The sequence below is a fragment of the Myroides sp. LJL119 genome (genome assembly GCF_054871605.1).
On the sequence record NZ_JBTXLO010000002.1, the window covers coordinates 236,027 to 259,635 of the forward strand.

At 31.0% G+C, this 23,609-nt stretch carries 19 protein-coding genes and 1 pseudogene; 7 read left to right on the forward strand and 13 right to left on the reverse strand.

Annotation, left to right across the window (positions count from 1 at the left end; translation table 11 throughout):
- Positions 1 to 57 precede the first annotated feature (57 nt).
- Both ACYSNV_RS04010 and ACYSNV_RS04015 read left to right on the forward strand, forming a co-directional pair.
- Positions 58 to 323, forward strand: a pseudogene (locus ACYSNV_RS04010) (helix-turn-helix domain-containing protein).
- A 134-nt stretch (positions 324 to 457) separates the two neighbouring features.
- The gene (locus tag ACYSNV_RS04015) at positions 458 to 3,616 is read left to right on the forward strand and encodes an SIR2 family protein (protein ID WP_461761276.1); all 3,159 of its coding nucleotides are present in this window, start codon (positions 458 to 460) and stop codon (positions 3,614 to 3,616) included.
- A 605-nt stretch (positions 3,617 to 4,221) separates the two neighbouring features.
- Here ACYSNV_RS04015 and ACYSNV_RS04020 read toward each other — a convergent pair.
- Positions 4,222 to 9,252 carry a sacsin N-terminal ATP-binding-like domain-containing protein gene (locus ACYSNV_RS04020; RefSeq protein WP_461761277.1) on the reverse strand — a complete coding sequence of 1,677 codons (5,031 nt, stop codon included), beginning with the start codon at positions 9,250 to 9,252 and terminating at the stop codon, positions 4,222 to 4,224.
- A gap of 572 nt (positions 9,253 to 9,824) precedes the next feature.
- On the opposite strand from ACYSNV_RS04020, the gene ACYSNV_RS04025 reads away from it, so the two are divergent.
- Together ACYSNV_RS04025 and ACYSNV_RS04030 are read left to right on the forward strand one after the other, a co-directional pair.
- Positions 9,825 to 10,016, forward strand: coding sequence for a hypothetical protein (locus ACYSNV_RS04025; protein WP_461761278.1), 192 nt, complete (start codon positions 9,825 to 9,827; stop codon positions 10,014 to 10,016).
- 72 nt (positions 10,017 to 10,088) lie between these two features.
- Positions 10,089 to 10,178, forward strand: a complete 90-nt coding sequence (locus tag ACYSNV_RS04030) for a hypothetical protein (protein WP_461761279.1) — start codon at positions 10,089 to 10,091, stop codon at positions 10,176 to 10,178.
- Positions 10,179 to 10,197: 19 nt separating this feature from the next.
- On the opposite strand, the gene ACYSNV_RS04035 is transcribed toward ACYSNV_RS04030, so the two are convergent.
- From ACYSNV_RS04035 to ACYSNV_RS04050, 4 genes are all read right to left on the reverse strand, one after another.
- Complete coding sequence (locus tag ACYSNV_RS04035) at positions 10,198 to 10,368, reverse strand: hypothetical protein (protein ID WP_461761280.1); 171 nt, start codon at positions 10,366 to 10,368, stop codon at positions 10,198 to 10,200.
- Between the two features lie 67 nt (positions 10,369 to 10,435).
- On the reverse strand, positions 10,436 to 10,795 hold the full coding sequence (locus ACYSNV_RS04040; protein ID WP_461761281.1) for a PDDEXK nuclease domain-containing protein: 360 nt from the start codon (positions 10,793 to 10,795) through the stop codon (positions 10,436 to 10,438).
- A gap of 206 nt (positions 10,796 to 11,001) precedes the next feature.
- A complete protein-coding gene (locus ACYSNV_RS04045; protein ID WP_461761282.1) occupies positions 11,002 to 11,133 on the reverse strand; it encodes a hypothetical protein in 132 nt (43 codons plus the stop codon).
- A gap of 137 nt (positions 11,134 to 11,270) precedes the next feature.
- The gene (locus ACYSNV_RS04050; RefSeq protein WP_461761463.1) at positions 11,271 to 11,504 is read right to left on the reverse strand and encodes a DUF6088 family protein; all 234 of its coding nucleotides are present in this window, start codon (positions 11,502 to 11,504) and stop codon (positions 11,271 to 11,273) included.
- Positions 11,505 to 11,827: 323 nt separating this feature from the next.
- On the opposite strand from ACYSNV_RS04050, the gene ACYSNV_RS04055 reads away from it, so the two are divergent.
- Positions 11,828 to 12,652, forward strand: coding sequence for a hypothetical protein (locus tag ACYSNV_RS04055; RefSeq protein WP_461761283.1), 825 nt, complete (start codon positions 11,828 to 11,830; stop codon positions 12,650 to 12,652).
- An 18-nt stretch (positions 12,653 to 12,670) separates the two neighbouring features.
- On the opposite strand, the gene ACYSNV_RS04060 is transcribed toward ACYSNV_RS04055, so the two are convergent.
- The 8 genes from ACYSNV_RS04060 to ACYSNV_RS04095 form a co-directional block, all read right to left on the reverse strand.
- Entirely contained in the window at positions 12,671 to 13,699 is a 1,029-nt protein-coding gene (locus ACYSNV_RS04060; protein WP_461761284.1) for a cytochrome-c peroxidase, read from the reverse strand.
- An 89-nt stretch (positions 13,700 to 13,788) separates the two neighbouring features.
- Positions 13,789 to 14,658 (reverse strand): MbnP family protein, encoded by an 870-nt coding sequence (locus ACYSNV_RS04065; RefSeq protein ID WP_461761285.1) that lies wholly within the window; start codon positions 14,656 to 14,658, stop codon positions 13,789 to 13,791.
- A 21-nt stretch (positions 14,659 to 14,679) separates the two neighbouring features.
- Positions 14,680 to 16,671, reverse strand: coding sequence for a TonB-dependent receptor plug domain-containing protein (locus tag ACYSNV_RS04070; RefSeq protein ID WP_461761286.1), 1,992 nt, complete (start codon positions 16,669 to 16,671; stop codon positions 14,680 to 14,682).
- Between the two features lie 7 nt (positions 16,672 to 16,678).
- Complete coding sequence (locus ACYSNV_RS04075; protein WP_461761287.1) at positions 16,679 to 17,596, reverse strand: hypothetical protein; 918 nt, start codon at positions 17,594 to 17,596, stop codon at positions 16,679 to 16,681.
- Between the two features lie 257 nt (positions 17,597 to 17,853).
- The gene (locus ACYSNV_RS04080) at positions 17,854 to 18,216 is read right to left on the reverse strand and encodes a hypothetical protein (protein ID WP_461761288.1); all 363 of its coding nucleotides are present in this window, start codon (positions 18,214 to 18,216) and stop codon (positions 17,854 to 17,856) included.
- A gap of 65 nt (positions 18,217 to 18,281) precedes the next feature.
- Positions 18,282 to 19,148 carry an AraC family transcriptional regulator gene (locus ACYSNV_RS04085; RefSeq protein WP_461761289.1) on the reverse strand — a complete coding sequence of 289 codons (867 nt, stop codon included), beginning with the start codon at positions 19,146 to 19,148 and terminating at the stop codon, positions 18,282 to 18,284.
- A 71-nt stretch (positions 19,149 to 19,219) separates the two neighbouring features.
- A complete protein-coding gene (locus ACYSNV_RS04090) occupies positions 19,220 to 19,618 on the reverse strand; it encodes a hypothetical protein (protein WP_461761290.1) in 399 nt (132 codons plus the stop codon).
- 149 nt (positions 19,619 to 19,767) lie between these two features.
- Positions 19,768 to 20,748 (reverse strand): AraC family transcriptional regulator, encoded by a 981-nt coding sequence (locus ACYSNV_RS04095; RefSeq protein ID WP_461761291.1) that lies wholly within the window; start codon positions 20,746 to 20,748, stop codon positions 19,768 to 19,770.
- A gap of 301 nt (positions 20,749 to 21,049) precedes the next feature.
- On the opposite strand from ACYSNV_RS04095, the gene ACYSNV_RS04100 reads away from it, so the two are divergent.
- Positions 21,050 to 21,823 carry a lipopolysaccharide kinase InaA family protein gene (locus ACYSNV_RS04100; RefSeq protein ID WP_461761292.1) on the forward strand — a complete coding sequence of 258 codons (774 nt, stop codon included), beginning with the start codon at positions 21,050 to 21,052 and terminating at the stop codon, positions 21,821 to 21,823.
- Between the two features lie 820 nt (positions 21,824 to 22,643).
- On the forward strand, positions 22,644 to 23,606 hold the full coding sequence (locus ACYSNV_RS04105) for an ABC transporter ATP-binding protein (RefSeq protein ID WP_461761293.1): 963 nt from the start codon (positions 22,644 to 22,646) through the stop codon (positions 23,604 to 23,606).
- Positions 23,607 to 23,609: the final 3 nt, after the last annotated feature.

The window sequence follows — 23,609 nt, forward strand, 5'->3', positions numbered from 1 at the left end:
GAACTAAGCTTGTAGTAGCTTAATACAAATCAAAACTAACCCTAAATACTATTAATTATGAAAGTAGAATTTATTACAAAAGAAGGCCTTGAGATTTTAAACAAGAGATTATTACGGAGATAAGAAGGTATAGTCCTTTTAATAGAAAGAAAGATCAAGAAATAAAACAATGGATCAAAAGCTATGAGGTAAGAAAGTTTCTGGGTATTTCTCCTGGTACCTTACAAAATATGAGAATAAATAGTACTATACCATTTAAAAAGATTGGTGGTTTAATGTTTTATAGGTACGAAGATATTTTAAAGATGATGGAGAGTGAATGAAATAAAACACCCCAACTTAGCGATAGTTGGGGGGTATTCTATTTTGAAAAAGAAGGACTTACTTTTCACCTCTTTTCTAAATAGATAAATAAATTGTATTTTTATATTTTAACCTTACAATTACTAAAAATCTAATGATAGAAAATTTTGAACTTGACTATGACGCTTTTTTAAGATCTATTAAAAGAAATGGGGATGTACCACATTCATTTCTATTGGGCGCTGGTGCTTCAATAAGCTCAGGTATTCAATCTGCTTATGATTGTATATGGGAATGGAAAAAAGATATCTATATTTCTAAAAATATTAATGCAGGGGAATTTTATAAAGATCACAAAAATGGAGCTGTAAGAAAAAGTATACAAACATGGTTGGATGCCCAAGGAATATTTCCTAAACTAGATTCTATAGAAGAATATTCTTTTTATGCAGAAAAAGCATATCCAATAGCTGGTGATAGAAGAAAATATTTCTTTGATTTAATAGAAAACAAAGAACCTTATATCGGTTACAAGTTATTATGTCTATTATCTGAGTTTGGCATTGTTAAATCAGTCTGGACTACTAATTTTGATGGATTAATAGTTAGGGCTAGTTATCAAAATAATCTTACACCAATAGAAATAACCCTTGATAATTCAGATAGAATTTTCAGAAACCAAAGTACTAGAGAATTATTATGTATTGCTCTACATGGAGACTACAAATACTCAACTTTAAAGAATACAAATACTGAATTAGATAGTCAAAATGATTTATTTAAAGAACAGTTAGCTAACTATCATATAGATAAAAATCTTATCGTTAGTGGATACAGCGGTCGAGATATTTCATTAATGACAGCCTTAGAAACTGCTTTTAGTCAGCCTGGTAGTGGCAGGTTATATTGGTGTGGATACGGAAGTGTTATAAATGATGATGTAAAAAAATTAATTACTTCAATTAGACAAAATGGTAGAGAAGCGTATTATATTTCAACTGATGGTTTTGACAAGACATTAATTCATCTAGTTAAAACTATCTCTGATGGAAATAAGAATCTATCAACTAAGTTACAGAAAACTTTAGAAAACACGTCTGCTACAGATAACATCAAAACAATATTTAGTTTAGGTTTTACAAAAACAGATAAATTTATTAAAAGTAATTTACATCCTATTGTTTTCCCGAAAGAAGTTTTTCAATTTGAGATTGATTACAAAAATGAAACACCATGGAAATTCTTACGAGAATTAACAGAAAATACTAATATTGTTGCAGTTCCTTTTAAAAAGAAAGTATTTGCATTAGGAACACTAAGCGAGATAAACTCTACTTTTCGAACTTTTATTAAATCAGATATAAAGAGAGTTCCAATATCTCGTTTTGATATTGAGAATGTTAGTGCATTCAAATCATTAATGTTAAAAGCAGTAACCAGATTTTTTTGTGATACGAAAAGTGTTAATTCTAATTTTAAAGACAAAATTTGGATGAGTAGTCCATCTTCTAATTATGGGGATATCAGAGTACATAAGGCTATCTATATTTCCTTCTTTTTTGATAAGAATTCAAAATTTGGTTATTTATCTTTTACACCTACATTATACCTAGATTCAGATTTTGAAATATCTAAAATTCAAAAGCAGAATATTGGTAAAAGGATGTTGGAGAAATTATACAATAATAAATACGATGAAGAGTTAGAATACTGGAACAATGTCCTTTTTAATAATCAAAATATTAAATTTGAATATCCTGTTAACTCAGGAACAGGTTTCGTTTTCCAAATTTCATCAAATACAGCATTTGGTGAAATTAATGTTCTTGACAATAATCACAAATCTTTTATACCTAAAAATTACAATAAACAACAAACACAATTTAAAGGAGTACAATTTTTAGAACCTCAGTTAATATTCAAAAATATAGGCTCAGATTTAGATTTCAAAGATTATCATCCTATGCGAGGGTTAGTTAATAATCGTCCTTATGATGTAAATTTAAATGGTAAGATTCTATCAAATGAAATAAATCTATCTGTAATCTGTAGTAGTAACTACGCCTCTAATTTAAGTGATTTTTTATCAGATTTACAACTAAAGCATAGTACTCAAAACACTAATCCTGATTATTTAATTGACTATCCTGGCTTCTATAACATATTTAACATTCCTTTAAATATTCCTTCTAAAAATGACAAAAACAATTGGCTTGATATAAATTTTATTCCTGACCTCAATAAAGAAACACACCAAAATGCCTTGAACTTAGCAAGATTAATTACTAATAAAATAGAAAAAATTAGTGCGACACAAGGATCTAGCACAATAGTTATCTTTATTCCATTAGAATGGAAACAATTTGAAAATTATATCAATGATGAAGAAAGTTTTGATCTACATGACTATATCAAAGCTTTTTCAGCTTCAAAAGGTATATCAACTCAATTAATCAGAGAAAATACCTTGTTTGATAAATTAAAATGTCAAATATATTGGTGGTTATCGTTATCCTTTTATGTAAAATCATTACGTACTCCATGGATTTTAAATAATCAAGAAAGAAAAACAGCATATGCTGGTATAGGGTATAGTATATCAAAAATACATAACAAGTCAGAAATTGTTATAGGATGTAGTCATATATATGACTCTAATGGTCAAGGATTGAAATATAGATTAGCTAAAATAGATGATTATTATTTAGACAAACAAAATAATCCATACCTATCATATAAAGATGCATTTCAATTTGGTGTTTCTATTAGAGAGCTCTTTTATCAATCTATGGACACATTGCCTGAAAGAGTTGTCATACATAAAAGAACAAAATTTACAGAAGATGAAATCAATGGAATTAAAGATAGTTTAAGTATAGCAGGAATAAATAAAATTGATTTAGTAGAAATTAATTTTGAAACTGATACACGCTTTTTAGCAATGAATGTATTCAACAATAATATTCAGATAGATAAATTTCCAATATCAAGAGGAACATGTATTGTAACTAATAAGTTCTCTGCACTTCTATGGACACATGGAATAGTACCTTCAGTAAGGAATACAAATTATAGATTTTATTTAGGAGGAAGAAGTATTCCAGCCCCCATCAAAATAACAAAACACTATGGTGAATCAAATATCGATCTTCTTGCTACAGAAATATTAGGTCTAACTAAAATGAATTGGAACTCGTTAGATTTATATTCCAAACTTCCTTCAACGATTGATTCTTCTAATCAGATTGCAAGAATCGGAAAACTTTTAGCTCGATTTGAAGGTAATACTTATGATTATAGACTATTTATATAAAACAAACATCCCTTTTAAAATAAATAACTATCTAAGTCAAATAGAAAAAAGCCTGCAGTCCAGAATTACCTGTCCACTTTCACCGGAATACATATTTTGCCTAGCAAGCCCATTTATACTATCTTTTCTTTGTAAAATTATAGTTACTAAACGCAACTTAAATTTATAATCATATTTCTGTTTTCTACTCATAAAAAATGCCCCAAAAAGTGTCTAACTTTTTGGGGCATGTCTAAATTAATCAATCTGCAGGTTTTTGTCTTGTTTTGAAACCTTTATAAGGTAATAATGCTATTTATGTTGTGGAGAAAGAGGGTTTACCTCTTTTATCTTGTATACTTTATAAATAGGGAGCTTCACTCTTTTGATTTGTTGAGAACATCTAATTACGAAAGCTTTAAACTATGAACTATGATTGGAATCGTTTTTGATTCTGAAATAAATATACTACTTAATGATTACTTTAATAACAAATTTTTAAAAAATAAATCATTGAAATTCATGTTAATATAAATAAAAGATAAATGTTATCTAACAAGAAATATTAGAGCATGCAAAAATAATTTACAGGCTTTTTGTTAAATGTATTATTTAAACATTAAATATTACTTGATATCTGACGTTGTAATAACATTTTCAAAGCTTGAATCAAATATTGTTTTTGGATTTTGATGTTTTCCCAGTTCATTCATTGTATATTCGGCTACATTGATTGAAAGATAGTCGCTGAGTAATCTATCCGTTATATATTTATTAGCTTTAATTACTTTAGGGATATTACCACTTATGCCTTCTACGAGATGATATGTCCATATACCATTCTTTAAATTGTCACTTGAATATGAACTTTGCCCTGATTGACACGATAAAAATGTAGCATAATGTGGGAAATCATTAGAAAGTAATACTAGCTCTTCATCGTTGATATTAGAAACTTGGTTTCTCTCATTTTCATCTTGAAAACTTTGAGCGCAGGCATCTATAAAAATAAGTGCATTTTTGCATTTAGATTTTTGTAGTGGATCTAATAAAATTGTTCTTAATGAAACTGCCGTTCCAGGTATGTTACTTTTATGCATATCGTAAGTTGATAAATAATTAGTTATACCATTATGAAAGCCATGTCCTACATAATAAAAAATTAATCGATCAGTTTCGGTTAAGTAATGAAAGAGTTGTTTTAACTCATACTCTATTGAATTTTTCAGAGCCTCTTCATTTATAAACGTGTAGATTTCATCTTCTTTTACGTCTAAATTGTTTATTAGTATATCCTTAAACTTTTGGCAGTCAGAATTTGCATACTTAACAGGTGATATATTGTTTTTTGGAAAATAGTCTTCAATCCCAATTATAATTGCAATTGTTTTATTAAAGCTTGGAACATGTAATGTTATTCCAGATTCGGCTGATGTTTCTTCTACAAATGATTTAGATTGCTTTCTTATGTATTTTTTGTTGTCAAGTAAAATATCAGTTTCTGATTTAGTAGTCTTGATCATAAAAATAGATTTATCTGCTATCTGTACCCAGTCATATTCTATATGTGGAATAGGTTGAAGTAATGAAATCGCTTTTTTAGTGATTTCATCAATTCTGAAATCATTACTTAGACCTACCATCTCATTGTTATTCGGATTTATCTCCTTAATTCCAAAAATCAATGATCCCCCATTAGTATTTGCAAATGATGAAATAATTTGAGCTATCTTTTGCGGAACAAATGGAACTGCATTAAATTCTAATTCTTCATTCTTGGGAGTAGTTAGTAGTGCATCAAGTTCTGAGTGAGAAACATGAATATTCTTCACTGGAATTTTATTAATACCCGTTTTCTTTAGTAACTGACCCAATGTTACTTGTTTAGGTTCGTGTAAGCCGTCTTCACACCATAATTCAGCATCGACATATTCAAGAACATCAAACTCCGATGTATAGTATAACAAGATGAAATTATCATCGGATGGTCTTGCTACAACTGTTATTTCATTTCCATTTTTTTTAATGCCTCCGATTACACTTTCTGCAATTATATAATATTCATTACAATCATATTCTGAAAGGGTTTGAAGATATTTAATAACATTCTTTACAGCTCTATTTATAATACTTTTGGCATAATTTAATGAGTCAAAATCGGACTTTGATAAATGATAGAAATCGGAAGGTATAATAGATTTATCAATTGTTCCTTTTACTTGATGAAAGTCATCGTGATTGTTTTCAATATTAGGTGTAGTATCTGTACTACTAACTTTTTCAGGGATATCAATATTTTCTTGAGTAAAATGTTGCTGTATTTCACCCTTGCTTGATCTTAGCAAAAAGTCCAATTTCTTTTCGTGACCCAACAGATAAAAATATCGGCATAGGGTTTCAGGTAATTTCAGTAAAACACTATTGCTATTCCACGGATTTGTGACAAAAAGGTTTAAGTTATTAAAATGAACATTTACATTCTTTATAAAATCAACATCGGCATGTTTAATTTTGAGCTCATCAGCTTGAAAAACATTAAGTTCATTAATTTTTCGCTCAAGATTTTCTAGTGAATCTCTGGTATCATAATCGGTTGACTGATTTTTAATCCACTCTATGAAGTAAGGAACAATTGAATTCAACTTATCAATCAGATCCGAACAAATTTCTTTTTGAGAATATATCAATTTAAAATCACTTTCTTTCAGCATTTTTATTTTAAAACAATTTAAAAATGACTCGAGTGCTGGCGATTGACTGTTTTCCGCGTTAACAGATAAAAAAGGTAATTGATCTTGAAAAATTGATTCATTACCATCTATGAAAAAATTAAGTGAATGACATTCAAAAAAGAAGCCTTTCGTGCCAAGTAGATAACCATCTGTAGCCCATTTATCAACTTTTAAAATATCTTCCGAACTCCAATTAATACATTGATCAAGTAGGGCTTTGTATATTAATTGGATACGTGTGATGTTCTCCTTCTTTACTTTGCCCTCCCTGTTTAGATCAGAAGCTATCTTCTTTAATATTTCTAAATGATCTTCTAAAGATAATTTTGTTTTGAAATTAAAAAAGGCTTTCCAATCTTGAGTTAAATCATCATTAAAAAATACTGGTAAATAGTGTCCCGCTACAGTTGAAATGTCTTCAGTGTTTAAATATACTTCGCTTGTATTTTTACATGTATCCATCAAAGTAGGAAGGCAATCATTATTTTGAATATACCACTCTAAATAATTTTGAACTGGATCACCATCGTTTCTTCCCGGAAATCCAGATCTACCCCAATAAGCAATTGCTGGAGTATTAAAATCTTCAACACTTATATTTTTAATAACATCTGACCAGAATATTTTTAAAAATTTGATATTATTGGATTTGGCAAGAAAAAGTAAAGTTATTAATCCTGAATATTCATTGGCTTGAAATGTTGATAGAAAAGGTGTAAAATATTTATCTTCTTTTTCGAAATAATCATTTAAAAATTGATATTGTCGAGTTAACTCTAACTTACTCGTTTTAGGATATGGTATAGCTGTTATACCATCTTTTACACCCATCATTTTAAAAAAGCGTTTCCACTCATCTTTTTCAGCATTATCAGACAAATAGCTTTCACTAATAAAAATATCATCCTGGAACTCCGTCTGTAATTTAAGCCTTGGATTATAGGTGTCGGAAAAATAACAGAGTCTTGCTGATAATAGACTGCCTTTACTGGTTAATAGTTTTAGTTCAGAAAGTTTTTCTAGCTCATCTTTGCCAATTTCATTTTTAGTATAGAGACTAAAAATGGTCGCTATTGTACCCAATGTATTTTCGAGAGTACTATACACAGATGCATTAGCAATGATAGTTTTTCTGAGATAAGAAAGATCTGTTTTTTCAGTTACACCTATCTTTTCTAACCAATTTCTTGTTTCAGGATTTTGGAGTAAAAATTTTTGAACATCTGCATGCAAAAACGAAATTTCACTGTCGGGGTCATCCCAATTTTCATCGTCAGGTGTTGGAAAATAAATGTTTGATGGAGAAAGAATATTCCTTTTATGATCGAGAATAAAAGACCAACCCTTTATTCTATTTTCATTAATATTTTTTGGATTCTCTATTTCGCATTGTTGTTTAAAAAACTGAATTAGCTGAATATTATCATTACTTGAATGCCTTTTTTGAAAAGCACTAGATTCTAACAATTTTGGCACATCTTCCCAATCAAAAACAGAAACACCACTATTTTTCAAAATTTGTACATATCCTGTGTAAGGTAGAAAAGGATTTGTATGAATTGTTTGGATGTTATTTTTACCAATGACAAATTCTCTTGTAGCTCCTTCGGTGATAAAAGTTCTTTTTGACATTGAAGTAATATCGATTATTGCCTGATTAGCTCTAATTAATTCATTTTTATTCGAAATAATAAAAGGAATTGAATTGAGTGCTCTTGATAAACCATTTTGATAAGATGAAGTTAAAAGATTGCTGATAGATGGTTTTATTGGTATCAATTCATAAGCGCTCTGTCCAAATTTTTCTCTTACCAATTCTGATATCCATTTTAATAATTCAGCAGGAATATTTTCAAAGAGCCAATTATTCCATTTAGAGTCTTCATGTAATGTTTCCCTGTTTGCACCCATCACAAAGCTACCATTGACTAAGACAGGAAAAGCATATTTTCTTTCTTCTGTAGGAAGATATGAATAAAGTAATCTCTCATCAATGCTTAACTTTTGAATAGTATCTTGATCTATTTTTGCTGCAAATGTTAACTCTGTTTCAGTAGCATTCAAAAGTTTATCTGGGATATTCTTTTCTTCTTTTAATTTTATGCTTATTTCTGTTGGAACTTGTATTTTAACCGATCTAATTATCCATGAAAATTTAGTATTTCCATTGTGTTTAATTTCAACATATGTAGAATCTTGCTCTCTATTTAGCGTAATAATATTTGGAGTCGCTATGTTAAAGTCTAATTCTTGTATGTTTTTAAGAAATAAAAACATATTGACATTTGATGATAATTCTTCAACTGCTTTTTTTACATCATCTTTGCCTTTTGACAATAAAATAATTGTTGCTACAGTAAATCCACCATCACTTATAAAGGCGTTGATTCTTTCATCAATCTCTTCGGGTTCGGTATATATTGGTATAATCTGCCAAGGATAATAAAACAGTCTATCATTATCTATTTCCCATTTTCGTTGATTATCTCCCCATTTAGTATTCCACCCGAAAGTATAATTTGAATCAAACCTAAAATAATCTCCATTTGAATAAATAACTACTTTATCTGATTGTCCAAATACAGCTTTAAAACCTATACCTTTATAACCTGTTTTTTCAAATGACTTTTTTTTAGTTCCGTCGCTAACACCGCAGATGCCTCGCAAATCTCTTTTGTCAAACGGTTTACCAGTATGCGCTACGACTAAAAAATCATCGAAAAGTCTTATTCCCACCTCTACAGACACTCCTGGTATTACTGAGTCATCAGCATTTTGTAGTAATTCATAAACAAACCTTTTTGAATCAGTGTAAAGATCAACGGATAAAGATTTTAATGATTCAGACTGATTTATTGCATGTTCAGGTTCAGCATAACCAGTGTTTTTTTTAAAAAGTACATGAATATCTTCTTTAATGCTCATTTTATTATTGTGAATTTGAATTTATTTGTGTTTAAAAAAAAACAAAGAAATCTAAATTAAACATTTCTAATTTAAAAAGGAATTAAAATTTAATAAACCCCTTAATATTTTGAGTCTATCAACAATTTAAACACAAAACTAGCGACTTCGGAGTAGTTTTCCAGCCCTCTGCAAGAGCAAGTCGTTTTGATGGCACAAATGTAATTTCGAGTGCCTCAAAACATAACTTGCTGTTACCTTTTCGGTAACTTTTTCAACATATTTCCAATATGTTTTTTATAATATGAATACTGTTTATTCACCTATTAGTAAACGCCAAATAAACTCATAAAAAACCTGTTTTTAAATAGTGAATCTATATATCTAGTTATTTGTCTAAGCAATGTTTTGGTTGGACAAACACAATATCGTAGCTATGACTTTACATAGCTCCCAACGAATAAACACACAAATAGACTGTTGATAAAATCTTTACACGGTTTGATGTCTGGCAAACTAAAAGGACAACATAAGATTTAACTAACAGCATAGATAAAAAGACAGAATTATAAACAGATAAAAAACGAGAAGTTATGAACGAAGAATTTAAAAAGAAACGTGCTATTGATGAGGACGCCATGATGGCACTAATGGTGGATGGACTAAAACCTAATGGATTTACAGAGGCTGAACTCAATGCTACTGGTATAAGAGATGAAGAGGAAGATACTGTGGATGGACCAAAGAAACAAAATCGGGTAAAAAAAAGAACAGGACTCTACTAAAGAATGCGATTCAACGAATTATGAAGAACTCTTTTTAAAGATGTCAAAAGCACAGCACGTCATGGGAAATCGGTGTATATAGATCCTGAGCATCATAAGATACTTTCTCGTATTGTTCAGGTCATCGCAGAAGATAAACTTACTATCTATGCTTATTTATGACACTGTACCGTAAACTTTGTCATAAAATTAATTTTATCCTATAAGAAATGTAAATTAGTGTATTGCTTTTAAAACTTTCCAATTCCTTTTTTACTTGCTCCAACAACTGCTTTTGCGTTGGTAGGTACAATTTGTATTGACTTGCAATGATTTGCTTTTGTTGCTCGGGTAATGTGAATTTTGCAAACATATCATTTTTATTGGCGCAAAGTAAAATACCAATTGTCGGCTTTTTTTAAGGTAGTTTTTCCATTGTGTTATAATAGTTCACATACATTTATAACTGCCCCAATGTGCTGTTGTTGTAGTTTGATCGTTTTGATTTCAATGATGACAAAGTATTGTAGTAATGGGTTGAAAAACACCAAGTTTACAAAGAATTCATCGCCGTTAAGATTTGTTTTTTTCTGCCTTATTACGAAAAAAAATCCTTTGCCCAACTCCAATAAAAACTCTTGTAAATATTTGATAATAGCATATTCCCAATCTCTTTGGTAGTACAAACCTTCTGTTTTCAATGCTAAAAACTTCACATACATTGGGTCTTTAATAATCTCTTTGATATCAGAGGGTTGTTTTTCTTTTTTTAAAAACAATCCATACACTTTCTTTATCATTGCTAACAAAAGACGTTTGTATAGACTGCTGTAAATCTGTCTTTCTATATTGACATACCGTCCAGTTATTCTTTAGGATTTCGGCAATACAAAAGTCAATTTTATCTTGGCTTTCAAGCCTTATGAGTAATTTATATTGGCTCCAGCTCAATTGTGCATACAGTGCATGCACAGTGTAAAATCTACGGTATAATTGACAAAATAACTCAATTTTCTTCTTTTAAGTATCCGTTATCATATTCGGGTTTTAATTCTTTGGCAATATACTCTGTAAGATATTTTCCGAAATCCACCCCTGTCTTTGCCTTGCTGCTGTTCTTGAAAAATACGTTTGCCAATATCCCAATACATTAGGATCCGCTGGTGGTCAAAAGCACCTATAGCCCTTTATTTAGATTGGGCTATAATAGTTTTTATGTCTGTTATAATAGATTGGTTTTTCAAGCCTACTTTAATACAATAACTACAGTCCAATTTATTGACAAACAGGTAAATTAAAAATATAGGGAACTGGCTTTATAAAAATCTTGCCAATTATATTTTGCAGATATGATTCATTTGTATGAAGATAAATACCATGGGCTAATCGTTCAGGAAGTTTTTCTTTTTCTAAACCAGATAGTACTTGTCGAATATTGTGAGCTGTGTCATATTTTATATAATCAGTAGCGACAAAAAAAATCTCCTCTCTTAGATTTGAAAATCTTATCTACTGTCTGATTAACAGTAGATTGATTCATGAAAAGAGATTTCTATATGTCACGATTTTAGGCATTATTTGTGATAAAGGCCCTTTTGAGTTAATTAAAAAAGTGTTTATATTATTTTTTTAAAATTTTAAAAATAAGTAGAATATTTTTAAGTAGTTTTAATTGTATAGAACCACTCCTAAACTTTTTTATTTTTTTTTAGTTTTGTAAAATCAAAGAGCCTTAGATTTTATAAGAACTTTAGTCTTGGCTTATTGAAAAGATTAATTTTAAATCTTCTTTTGTTTAAAATAACTACCCATTAACCCATTAACCAATAATTATGAAAACTATATTGTATTTAACCGACTTGTATTACAAGGCCAATGGCCGTGAATATTATAAAGAAGACTTATATATTACCGGTAAATTAAAAGATCACTTTAATATTCTTATTGCCCATCCCCAACAGGCCATTTCTTACTTAGATCTTGCTGATTTGATTGTATTTAGAAATACTGGTTCGGTGTTAAACTACCAGAGTTATTTTGATTTATTTGTCGAGCGGGTCAAACAACACAATATCTTAACTTCTAATTCTTTTGATGGTAAAGCTGATATAAAGGGCAAGCAGTATTTACTAGATTTAACTCTTTTGGGGTATCAGGTGATTCCAACCATAGAAAGTATAAAGGAAATAGAGCGTATTGGCGATTTTCAAAAATACGTAGTAAAATTAAAAAATGGTGCGGATTCCATTGGATTAGAGTTTTTAACTAAAGAAGAACTATTTGAATTAAATCCAGTGGATAAGCTTATTCAACCATATATAGATTTCCAGTACGAAGTATCGTTTTATTTTTTAAACAACGCGTTTGCCTATGCTTTATATGCACCAGATAAACAAAAGCGTTGGGAGCTTAAACAATACACTCCCAGTGAAAGTGATTTGAGTTTTGCCTTAGAGTTTATAAAATGGAACAATATCAAAGCGGGAATTACTCGTGTTGATGCTTGTCGCACAAAACAAGGTGAGCTTTTATTAGTAGAACTAGAGGATTTGAATCCTTTTCTCTCGATTGATTTATTATCTGAACAAACAAGAGATCGATTTATTAGTGATTTTATTGACCTACTTACAGATCAGATTTCTAGCAAAGATAGTTAGTAGTGATGTTATAGATTTTTAATGGGTTTGGTTTATAAAATCTAGGTCTGTTAATGTGGACATGAATTCAATTAGAGCCTGTTTTTCTTGTTCACTCAAAGCAATGCGATTGCCATTTTGTTTTAATATAGGGTCCAAGTTTTCCATGGGTAATACCCCGTTACTTAAGTAGTCTAATAGTTGTTCTAGGGTTTCAAATTGGCCAAAGCTTCCATAGGGTGCTGTCAAAACAATGTTTCTAAGAGTGGGTACTTTAAAGCTCATATAATCCTTTAACTCTCCGGTTACTCGGGCTCTTCCAGCCTCATTGGTGTTTGGGTTAATAGGAAAGCCAATATTCCTAAAGCTTTGATCTGTAAATAGTCCTGGGGTATGACACATACTGCATTTGTGTGTGAAGACTTCTTGTCCTTTAGCCTGTAAAGGGGTGAATTCGGCTTGTTTGTTAATAACCTTATCATAAAGGCTATTTGCGGATATTAAGCTATATTGATATTGAGCCAAACTCTTATAAATGTTCTGGGGAGTTATTTGAGCATCTTTAAAGGCTTTTTTAAAGAGATTTTGATAACTAGGGTCATTTTTAATCTTATCGATTACCTGTAAAATGCTAGAATCCATTTCCTCTGGTGTTATAATAGGTACGATGGCTTGGGTGATCAAAGATTGTTTACTTCCATCCCAATTGTAATGGGTGGAAAATAGTAAGTTTTGTATACTGGGGGTATTTCGAAGTCCAATACGCCCCTTAACACCTTTTGCTTGGGGTAGATTATCGCTATAGGCAAACTTTTGTTGATGACAACTGGCACATGAAACCGTATTGTCTTTACTTAATCTAGTGTCAAAAAAAAGTTTTTTACCAAGTTCTACTCCATACTTTGTAGGCATGTTTTGACTAGCTGCGCTATTTATTGGGGGGAAATCTATTGGAATATCCAAATCTATTAATGGATTTTGATAAACAATAGGCTCATAACTTGGACTTGTACACGAGTTTAAAACCAGTAGAACAACAAAAAACTTTAGAAAATGGAATTTGGACATGGGAAAAAAAATTATAAAAACAAAAAGCTTTGGTTTTAAGCTCTACAACCATTATAAAAATAATGGTCGTAGAACATATATAAAAAAGCCTACTTAAGCTCAATTACACTAAACATACCTGGGTTATCAAGACTTTGATCACCTGCAATATTATCAACGAATTTCATCATTTGAACCGCAGAATGTACATTAGGTGTAGCATTGTCCTGTGGACCGTTTCCTGATTTAAGTTCTATTGAATGTGTTTTACCACTAAGTAATTTATCTAAATCTGCTTGGATTTTTATTTTAGATAACTGGTTTTGACCAAGGTTTTTTACAGGTAAATTCAAAATTACATCGCGGTAGGCATCAACTCCTTGAATTAATTGTTCATCTTGATCCTTATCCAGAGTGCTTCCCGTGTGAATAGAAAGCTCACTGTTTTGTTCTTGGTAATAACCTTCTATTTTTGTAAATCTATAACCGGTTCCCCATTCCCACATCATTTGGGTATCATTGGCTCCTGCTTTTTTATAAAATTCAGGGAACCTTAACTCATCTAAGGTATTTAATTCATGTTTTACTCCTAAGCCAAATTTTATTTGGATGTAGGTATTAACGGGGATGTTTTGCAGTATGTTTTTCAAACTAGCCTCTTGGCTTTGGTCAATTACAAAGGCTCCCTTGTCTAGATTGTTTGTATAATACGCAAATTCCTGGCCTTTATCATCTACTAATCGGATATTACTAATAACGTATTTTAATTCTTTAAAATGGTGTGATTGTCCTTTTTCAGAAATGTTAATAGTTCCTGGTGAGTTTGCACTTTGAGATAAAACAAGAGGTTGTTGTTTAAATGTGTTTTCAAACTCCAGTACAATATCATTTGGCATAACGCTTTGATTATCGTCACTTGAACAAGAAGCCATTGCTAATAAAATAGCAGTTAATCCAAAATACTTTTTAAAGTTTTTCATAGGTATAAATATTAATTGATTTTATAAAACAAATTTTAAAGAGGTAAATACATTTCTCCCCATTCTTGGTATATTGCCCCAATCGGCATATGTTGTGTAGTATTTATTAAACAGATTCTCTACACCTACCTCTAAGGTTAATTTGTAATTCGATAGATAAAAACCATAATCCATAGAGGCATCAAACAAAACGTATCCACTTGCTTGATTCTCGCCATAGGTTGGACTAAAGTCCTTTTGTCTTGCATCGGAGTTTACGCCGGCTTTTACCACCAAGGTTTTGTAGTGATATTGTAAAGCTGAATTAAAGTGTAATGGTCTTATAAAAGGTAGATTAACCCCTTTGTTATCTTTTGCTCTTGCGTAGAGTAGAGTTGTGCGCCAGTTTAAATTTGCGAGAATCTTATAATCTGCTGTAAAGGAGATATTAAAGATCGTGGCGTACTTTAAAGAAGTATACCCTTTAACCCCGACACTTTGATAGTTCATCGGACTACCTAAAGAAAGTATTTCTCCCACGATGTAATTTTGGATATGAAAGTAATTAACCTTGGTTTGTAACATTGCTTTCGAACTCTTATAGGTTACACCAAAATTAAGCTCATAGGATATTTCATTTTTCAAATCCGGATTTCCTATATAATCATATCTATCATAACTATTATAGATATAATATCCATATCCTTCGGATACCGATGGTGCCCGATGGGCATAACCTGTGCCTAATTCTAAAGAAAAGTCCTTGAAATTTTGGGTATAGCTTGTTTGTATACTAGGTAGGAATCTTGTTTTTTGATTAGAGGATTCAGGGTAGAATATTTTATTAAACTCCGAATACTTAGAGTAATTATAATGTACACCCAAGCTTGCCCCTAGATTAAGTTGGCTATGGGTAGTTAGTTCTAAGGTGTTGTTAAGGGATACTCCGGCGTATTTTGTAGTTACATAAGGCCAGCTATAGGCAAACATTGTTGGTTTTGAACTATCAAGAGGATACATATGCATCTCGGCAATGGATAAATTCTGGTAGGCATTTAGTTGTAAATCTAAGTAGTAGTTGTTTTTATTGAACTTAGCCGCGGATAACAACCCATAGGTTGTGCTCCAACCTGGCATGTCCATATGCACTAAATTCTCAGGCCTTTTGGTATCATCCATATAATGCTCCACAGCATTAAAATACAGTTTGTTTTGCCAGGTGTCAATAAATCTATTTTCAAATTCTACATCATAATTCAGAGCGTTTATCATCGCTCTTGAAAGCCACAGATCCATGGGTAGGGCAGCAAAACCTACATCTTTGGCCTGATCAAAGATAGTTTCAAATTGCAATTTAGATCCCGGGGAAGTTTTATAGGCAACTTTTAAAGAAGCGTTGAGTTTTTTGTATTGTGAATGCTGTAATTCTTTATTATTTCCGTCTGTGTAATTATCGGCTTTTCGATAAGAAAAACTCCCTGAAATAGCAAATCTTTTCGAGCCGAAACTAATTTGGGCTAGGTTATAGTATTGCTTGTTGTTGAATTCAAAGCCAGTTTGATAAGTTGCATTCCATGTATTTAAATCATAGAAGGTTAAACTACTTGTTTTAAAGTCTATATTTCCGGCTAAAGTAGGTCCATTACTATTGCCTTTTTGTCCAGAGTTTATTTCAATAGAAGATATATTATTGGTTTCCAAATACGAGCTCACCGGATCCATTTTATCCACACAAGCTCCAAAGATGTGCATACCATCAATGGTTATACTTGAGCGTTCGCTACTCATATTATTTAATAGGGGTTCAAAAGCATAGGCACCTTTTTTTATAAAGCTAATTTGGGGTGAATCGGCCAGTATTTCATCTATTGTAGCATTTTTCTTATATGAGCCTTGTAGTTCTTTTTGCTTTTTAACCACTAGGTTAATCTGTTGTAATTGCGTTGAGGTGGTGTCGTTTAACAAAACAGAGTGCTGAGCAAAAACACCAATAAAAGACAAAAAAGACAATAAAAGGAATAGAATTTTTTTCATTATAATTTTAAAATAAAATATCAATATGTAAATCACTTTTCACCCCGGGTACCCCTGGGGTAAAATCACTAGGTACAATGGTGCCTTTAAGGGTTTGATTGGTAGGAGATTTTAAAATAAAATTCAACGTCCAATTGCCGCTCATGGTATAATTAACAATCCCGTGGTAGTACCCATCGCTTTGTTGGCTTAAGTCTATATTGTTAGGGGAGGAGTGATTCCCCATAGATGCCTCAGGCATGCGTGGATCCAATAATAATTTATGATCATCGAGTCTTTGATAGCTTTTAGATAAATCAAAAATAGCATCGATGTGTTTTAAAACACTTTTATCTTTTTTATACAAAACTGCCTTTAGTGGGTTTTTTGAAATCGTAGGCTTTCTTGGACTAACCAAAGCCAGAAGATAATCTTGGTTATCAACCCCGGTGAAACTGGTCATATTTAAATTAAGGTTGCTTTGTTTGTAAACCTGTATAGCAACTTGGTGCATAAAAGATTTATCTTGGTGTGTTAAGCCAAAGAGTAATTGCCAATTTGTTGTCTCACTTGTATGGGTAAAGACACTAAATCCATTGTAAACACCTGGAGTTTGATCGGGGGTTAATTCAAACTGATTCGGGCATGAATCTAAATCTTGGCTTTGAGTTTGATAAAAAGGAAGTAAGGTTACTTTGTCTAACCTTACGGGTTGTTTGGTGTTTTGGTCTGTAATTTTCACCACTATAGGGTTGTAGCCTTTGTGAAAAGTAGCATTGATTGTTTGAATATCAATTGTGTATGGACCGGTATTAAAACGGTAAGCAGTTTTAAAAACCTCTTGTGTTGGGTCTTGTATATTTGTATCAGAATCATAATTGGCTTTATCCAATGTGCAGGCTGTAAACAAAAGTAAAGCAGCTAGCAAATAAGGTATTATTCTCATGGTTTAAATCAAAAGTAGAATTGAAAATCAGTACGTGTAAAATTGTTGTATAGAATCCTCTACCACCAATGCTTTACGCAGACTTTTGGCCTAAAAAAATAAATCAAAAGCAGCTCTTGGTTGTATACAGGTGGTTTAGGTAAGTAAAAACTAGAGGCACTAAAAACCTCTTGGTTGTGTTTTTACAAACCAAGTAAGTAAACCTTGTTAAGGTTACAAAGAAATAGGATACTTATAAAAAGGAAAAATAAACAACTCTAGACAGGTGGTCTAAACAAAGAGTTATATATATAAAGGAAGTAGTTGTTTTTTGGATAAATAAAGACTTTAAATCCATATGGTGTAACAGGGGTAAAAATGCTGTAATCACAAATTTTTTCAACAAAAGATAGGCCTATTAAAGACCAAGATAAACCAGATTTTTTGTCGGTTTGTTCTGTATCAAAAGCTTTTGTTAGTTGTTTACTTAAATAGCATTTCCCATTACATTGTAAATCTTCTTGTTGTTTATTCACACAGAGTTCCTGGGTGATATAATCATATAAAACCACATATTCAACAACCACAATCATGGGTTTGAATAGCATAAAAAGCGATAAGAATATGGTAGTTAATTTCATGTAAATAAGCTTATTAATAGCATTTTTAATAAAAAAATGACAATAAGGTAATTTATAATTATTTTTTATCGATGTAATTGGTCTTTTCGATATGCCTCAGGGGTTTGCTTGGTTGCTTTTTTAAACAAGGTTACAAAATAAGAGGTATGCTCATAGCCTAGTTGATCTGCAATTTCATTAATGGAATAACTAGTGTAACTAAGTAAACGTTGGGCCTGTAAAACAACGTGATTTTGTATTAAACTCCCGGAGGTTTGGCCAACGATTGTTTTGCATATTTTATTTAAGTAGTTTGTACTTATATGAAGCAAGTCTGCATAGTCTGAAGGTTTTTTTAGGGTTTTAAAATGTATTTCTATTAGTTTTTGATACTGCTGTACTTTTTCTTTAGTAGGGCTTACCAATATAGGTGCTTTACAAGGAGTAGCGTTTCTATCTAAATGAATTAAAACAATATTCAAATAAGAGCGCAGCATTTTTACATAGCTTTTTTGCTTGTTGGTTAACTCTTGCTTGATTTGATTACATACCGGTAGCAGTACATCAAAATCTTGTTTTAATAACTTAATTTGAATTGGCGTATTTTGATTTAAAAATGAAAATTGTCCAAGTACATTGGTGTTATATCTTAGAGAGAAAAACTCTTTGGTAAAGCATATTATTTGGCCCTTTGAAATTGGGTCAAGCTGTATTTTATGGATGCAATCAGGTTTTAAAATAATTGCTTGGCTGCAAGTTACATCTACTTTTTTATGGTCAATAGTTACCTCACCGGTAGCTTTCTCTACCAGTAATATGCTGTAAAAAGTATGTATATGGGCCGATTCTAAGACCGGGTATCTACTTTTAATATCTTGTAGATCACCTATCCAAAAATCTTTCGAATTATCAAACAAACCTATATGGCATACCGATAAAGTATTTGTTTGCATACTATAGAGTGGTTTTACCTTTTTGTTTGAATAAATTATCCATTGTTATAAAGGCTTAGGCCTTGATAGAACTAGGAAATTAAACGCAGTGGAGTAACAAGATTCTCGGGTGGTTCAAAAACCCCGAAAATCAAATTATCTTTAAAAAAGGCATCTAAATACTTAGGATATATCACCTTAAAGTAGCTGGGGAGATTATCACTTGTAAGTGAGGTTATATTTTGGTAAAACAAAGGTTGGGTTTGTTTTATAGTCAAGTTTGGTAAGTCGGGTTTTTTGTCTGATTCGGCGGTTAATTCGCTTTTCAAATAACAACTTCCCTTACAGGTAGAATCCGCTTGAAAACGGTTGACACAAACATTTTGAGCAATATAATCTCGATCTATATAAAACCAAGTTATTATCCAAAAGCTAGATGTGTTTTGGTATAAAAACGATAGTAATAATATAAGTAAGATACTCTTTCTCAAAGTCTATGTTTTTTTTATTTATTTAAAAGACTGTGCTTTATTAAGTTAATTGGCCTTATTGGTAAATTAATTTGGTGCGAAGTTAATAAACAAATTGCATATGTAATTAAAATAAAACGGCAATCTGTTATAGTATTTACTTATTGTGGTTAGTCTTTTGGTTTTTGAGGTTTTAACTTGTGTGTGTTTTGTGTAAATTCACAATCGTTTCCAAAAGCGGATTCACAGTTTATATCTGCATTGTTTCTAAATTCTAAGGGAGTTACTCCTACACGCTTTTTAAAATAGGTTCCAAAAAACGAAGGATTTGGAAAACTAAGCTCCTCGGAGATTTCCATCATAGACAACGAGGTGTTTTTTAACATTGCTTTAGCCCCCATAATAACCATTTGCTCTATCCATTGTAGGGCTGAAATACCTTCTATTTTTTTAATCATTTTAGAAAAATACTTAGGAGAAAGATGAAGCTTTTCAGCATAGAAATTAATGGATCGCTGGGTTTTATAGTGTTTAAATAAAAGGGATAGAAACTGGGTGTAAATTTGTTGTTCTCGTGATTCGGGTTGATTAATATTCTTTGTGATTTTTATGGAGTAATGCTGTAAAAGCTTATATACAATGGCATATAATAGGGTTTTAATAATACAAACCTTGTACTGATCGGCGTGTTTGAATTGTAAAAGAATTAAATCATGAATACTGCAAAGTTCTTGAAATTCCTCTGGTTGAAGTTCTAAAACAGCTTGTTGTTGAATAGCTCTGGGAATTTCACTGAGTTGCGCGTGAAGTTTCATATCGGCAATAAAATCAAAATCAAAAAAAATAAAATCAGCTTGTAAATCTTCACTTTTATCCTCGGCTTGTAATATGAAATTTCGCGGGGCAAGTAAAACCATATTTGGTTTAACTTGGTATTGTTTTAAATTCACTTTAATACTACCACTACCTTTTTTATAAAAAATCAGCATGAATCCCTCCAAAATAAAAGGGTGTTTTGAATCTAGGTTTTGTTTTGTGTCAATAATATTGCTTGTGGAGATCACAAATCCAGGGATCTCTTGAATGGTGTTTTTGTAAAATTTATTTGTAAAATTCTGTAGCGTGATTCTTTTAAGGGCAGATGATTGCATTTTTAAATCTTTTAGATAGCAAAGATAAATTAAAAAAGCGACATTTTGAACATAATTGAGCCTAGAAAGGAAATTGCTCTTTGACTAAAAATGTCGAAATTTGCTAGGTGAAAAAAATCTCTAAGATTTTTTTAAAGGTGTTTATTTATTTTGAATTGCGTCTTTGTAGATGATAGATTTAGCCTTTACAAGGCCCTGTTTACTTGGTTTGGCTCTTGCCCTACAAGGGGTGTTTAAATAAATAAGTGATTATTAATTATAGTAGTGGTACACCCATTAAGTGTATTAAAAGATTGATAGTATGAAAAGAAGAATTAAAATACATAAAGATTATGTACATCTGCGGGAGTTTATAATAGAAACTATACAGAATTTTGACAAAAACGGTATTGTAGTTCAAGACAATAGGAATAGGGTGAAGATTTTTTCAGAACCTAAATCATCGGATAAATATGTTGTCAAGTCTTTTGAAAAAGTAACTTTGGCAAATAAATTTATTTACCGATTTTTTAGAAAATCAAAAGCACAACGTTCCTATGAAAATGCTTTAGAGCTATTGAGTTTGTCTATTAATTCTCCCTTTCCGGTTGCCTATATAGAGGAGTATGACACTTTTAGCTTACAGCGTTCGTATTTCATTAGTGCCTACCAAGAACACCAAGAGGTTAATACTTGTTTACAACAAGATAATAACACGGAGTTTTTAAAAGCAATGGGGGAGTTTATTTTTAAGCTTCATCAAAACAGGGTGTTTCATTATGATCTTCATGTTTCCAATATGTTAGTAACTAAAGGCTTGGATAATAAATATGTGTTTCATTTAATTGATATTAATCGCCTTAAGTTTAAAAGGCCAACTAAGAAAAGAATGGTTAAGAATTTAAATCGTATTTTCTTGCCTTTTAATCAGTACTCTATCATGATACAAGCCTATGCAGATCAACAAGGAGTAGATGCCTTTACCTTGGCTCACAAGGAAATGAATTTCAGGGTGAATCACCAATTGCATGTTCAAAGTAAAAGAGCATTTAAAAATTTCTATAAAAAATTGTGGACCCGCGTATCTACTTGTTAAAAAAACGCTTTATAAATAAAAAATAAAATAGTAGCCTATAGTAAAAATTTACTTTTATAAAAACACATCATTAGCTTTTGCTAATTAGATTATATATTAAAATTCAGCTAAATAAAGTTATAGTTAAAAATTCAACATGACTTTATTTAGCTTTTTTTTTACTCTAAACTTAAAGGGTAGTGTATTTTAAAGTAGAGACTTTCATCTAGGGGGTACACAGAACTAATTAAATAAAAATTCTGTTAATTTCACAAGATCTCTTATAGGGTGTTTGTGTGACAAATTGAACATAAACTTTAGGTGTTTGCTGTTTGTTTACAATTAACTTAGTTGGGATAGGGAGTTTTTAATAGTTTGCTTGATGTCTTTGTAATTGGGAGTTAAAAGGGATACTTTTTTTGTTAAAATTAATATTCTATTTTCATAGGTTAAAATATCCTGTAAAGTAGGCTAAGGGAATTTTACCTTTTTGTTTTGTTAATCAACTAGATAAAAAACAGACTTTTTTTATGGCTAAAGGGTGGATGTTTTTTTAGATTTAAAGTAATTATAATGGTTTTTAAAACCAGTGGGTTTAACTAGTATAATGCTATTTTTTGTCTTTGAAAAATGGTAGTAAATAAAGATAAAAAATATCGATAATGGCGTTTTTACAGCAGCTTTAGTTGAATGGTAAATAAAAAAAAAGTATGTTTTTGTTTTGTAATTCGTTGTTTTGTAACTCTTTGTAAACAGACTAGGGTTTTGTTGGTATATAAAAAAGTAGTTTTTTCTAAGCATGTGTTATTATTGTTATATTTGTAACTCATAAAAATTAATAATGTTAGTACTTAAGAATATATCGTTTAGTTATACACCGGGAAAGACTATTATAGAAGATTTAGAGTTAGTTTTAGATAAAGGCCAACATGTTGCTTTAATAGGAGAGAGTGGATGTGGTAAAAGTACCTTGCTTAAGCTAATTTATGGTCTACATGATTTGGATAAAGGAGAAATTTATTGGAATAATAAACAAATCCTTGGGCCGGCCTATAATTTAATTCCTGGGGTTGATAGTATGCATTATCTGGCGCAAGATTTCGATTTAATGCCGCATACAACGGTATGGGAAAACGTAGGAAAACATCTGTCAAATTTTTATATGGATAAAAAAGCCGAGCGTATTGCCGAGCTTTTAAAAATTGTTGATCTAGAGAATTTTGCCCAAGAGAAGGTGAAAAATTTAAGTGGTGGCCAACAACAACGTGTTGCCATTGCTAGAGTATTGGCAAGTGATCCAGAGTTATTGTTATTAGATGAGCCTTTTGCTCATATTGATTATTCCAAGCGCAGTTCTTTACGTCGTGGATTATTTGCTTATTTAAAGCAACAAGGTATAAGTTGTATTGTAGCTACTCATGATAGTTTAGATGCTTTGGGGTTTGCCGATCAAACTGTGGTTTTAAAAGACGGAGAGATTGTTGATTTTGGCCCTACCAACGAGGTGTATCAATATCCTATTAGTAAATATGTAGCTTCTTTGTTTGGAGAGGTCAATGAGCTTTATTTCTCAGACTTTGTAGAAAACCCAGAAAAGGATGAGTTAATGCTAGTTTACCCACATCAATTAATGCGTAGTAATGTAAAGGGCAAGTTGGATGTTGTTGTAAAAGAAAATTACTTTAAAGGAGACGGTTATTTAATTAAATGTGAATTAGAGCCTAATCGTTTTATTTGTTTTGATAGTCCACTTTTTATTGAACCAGAAACACCTATAAAACTGGCTTTAAAAAAATACCAATAGATT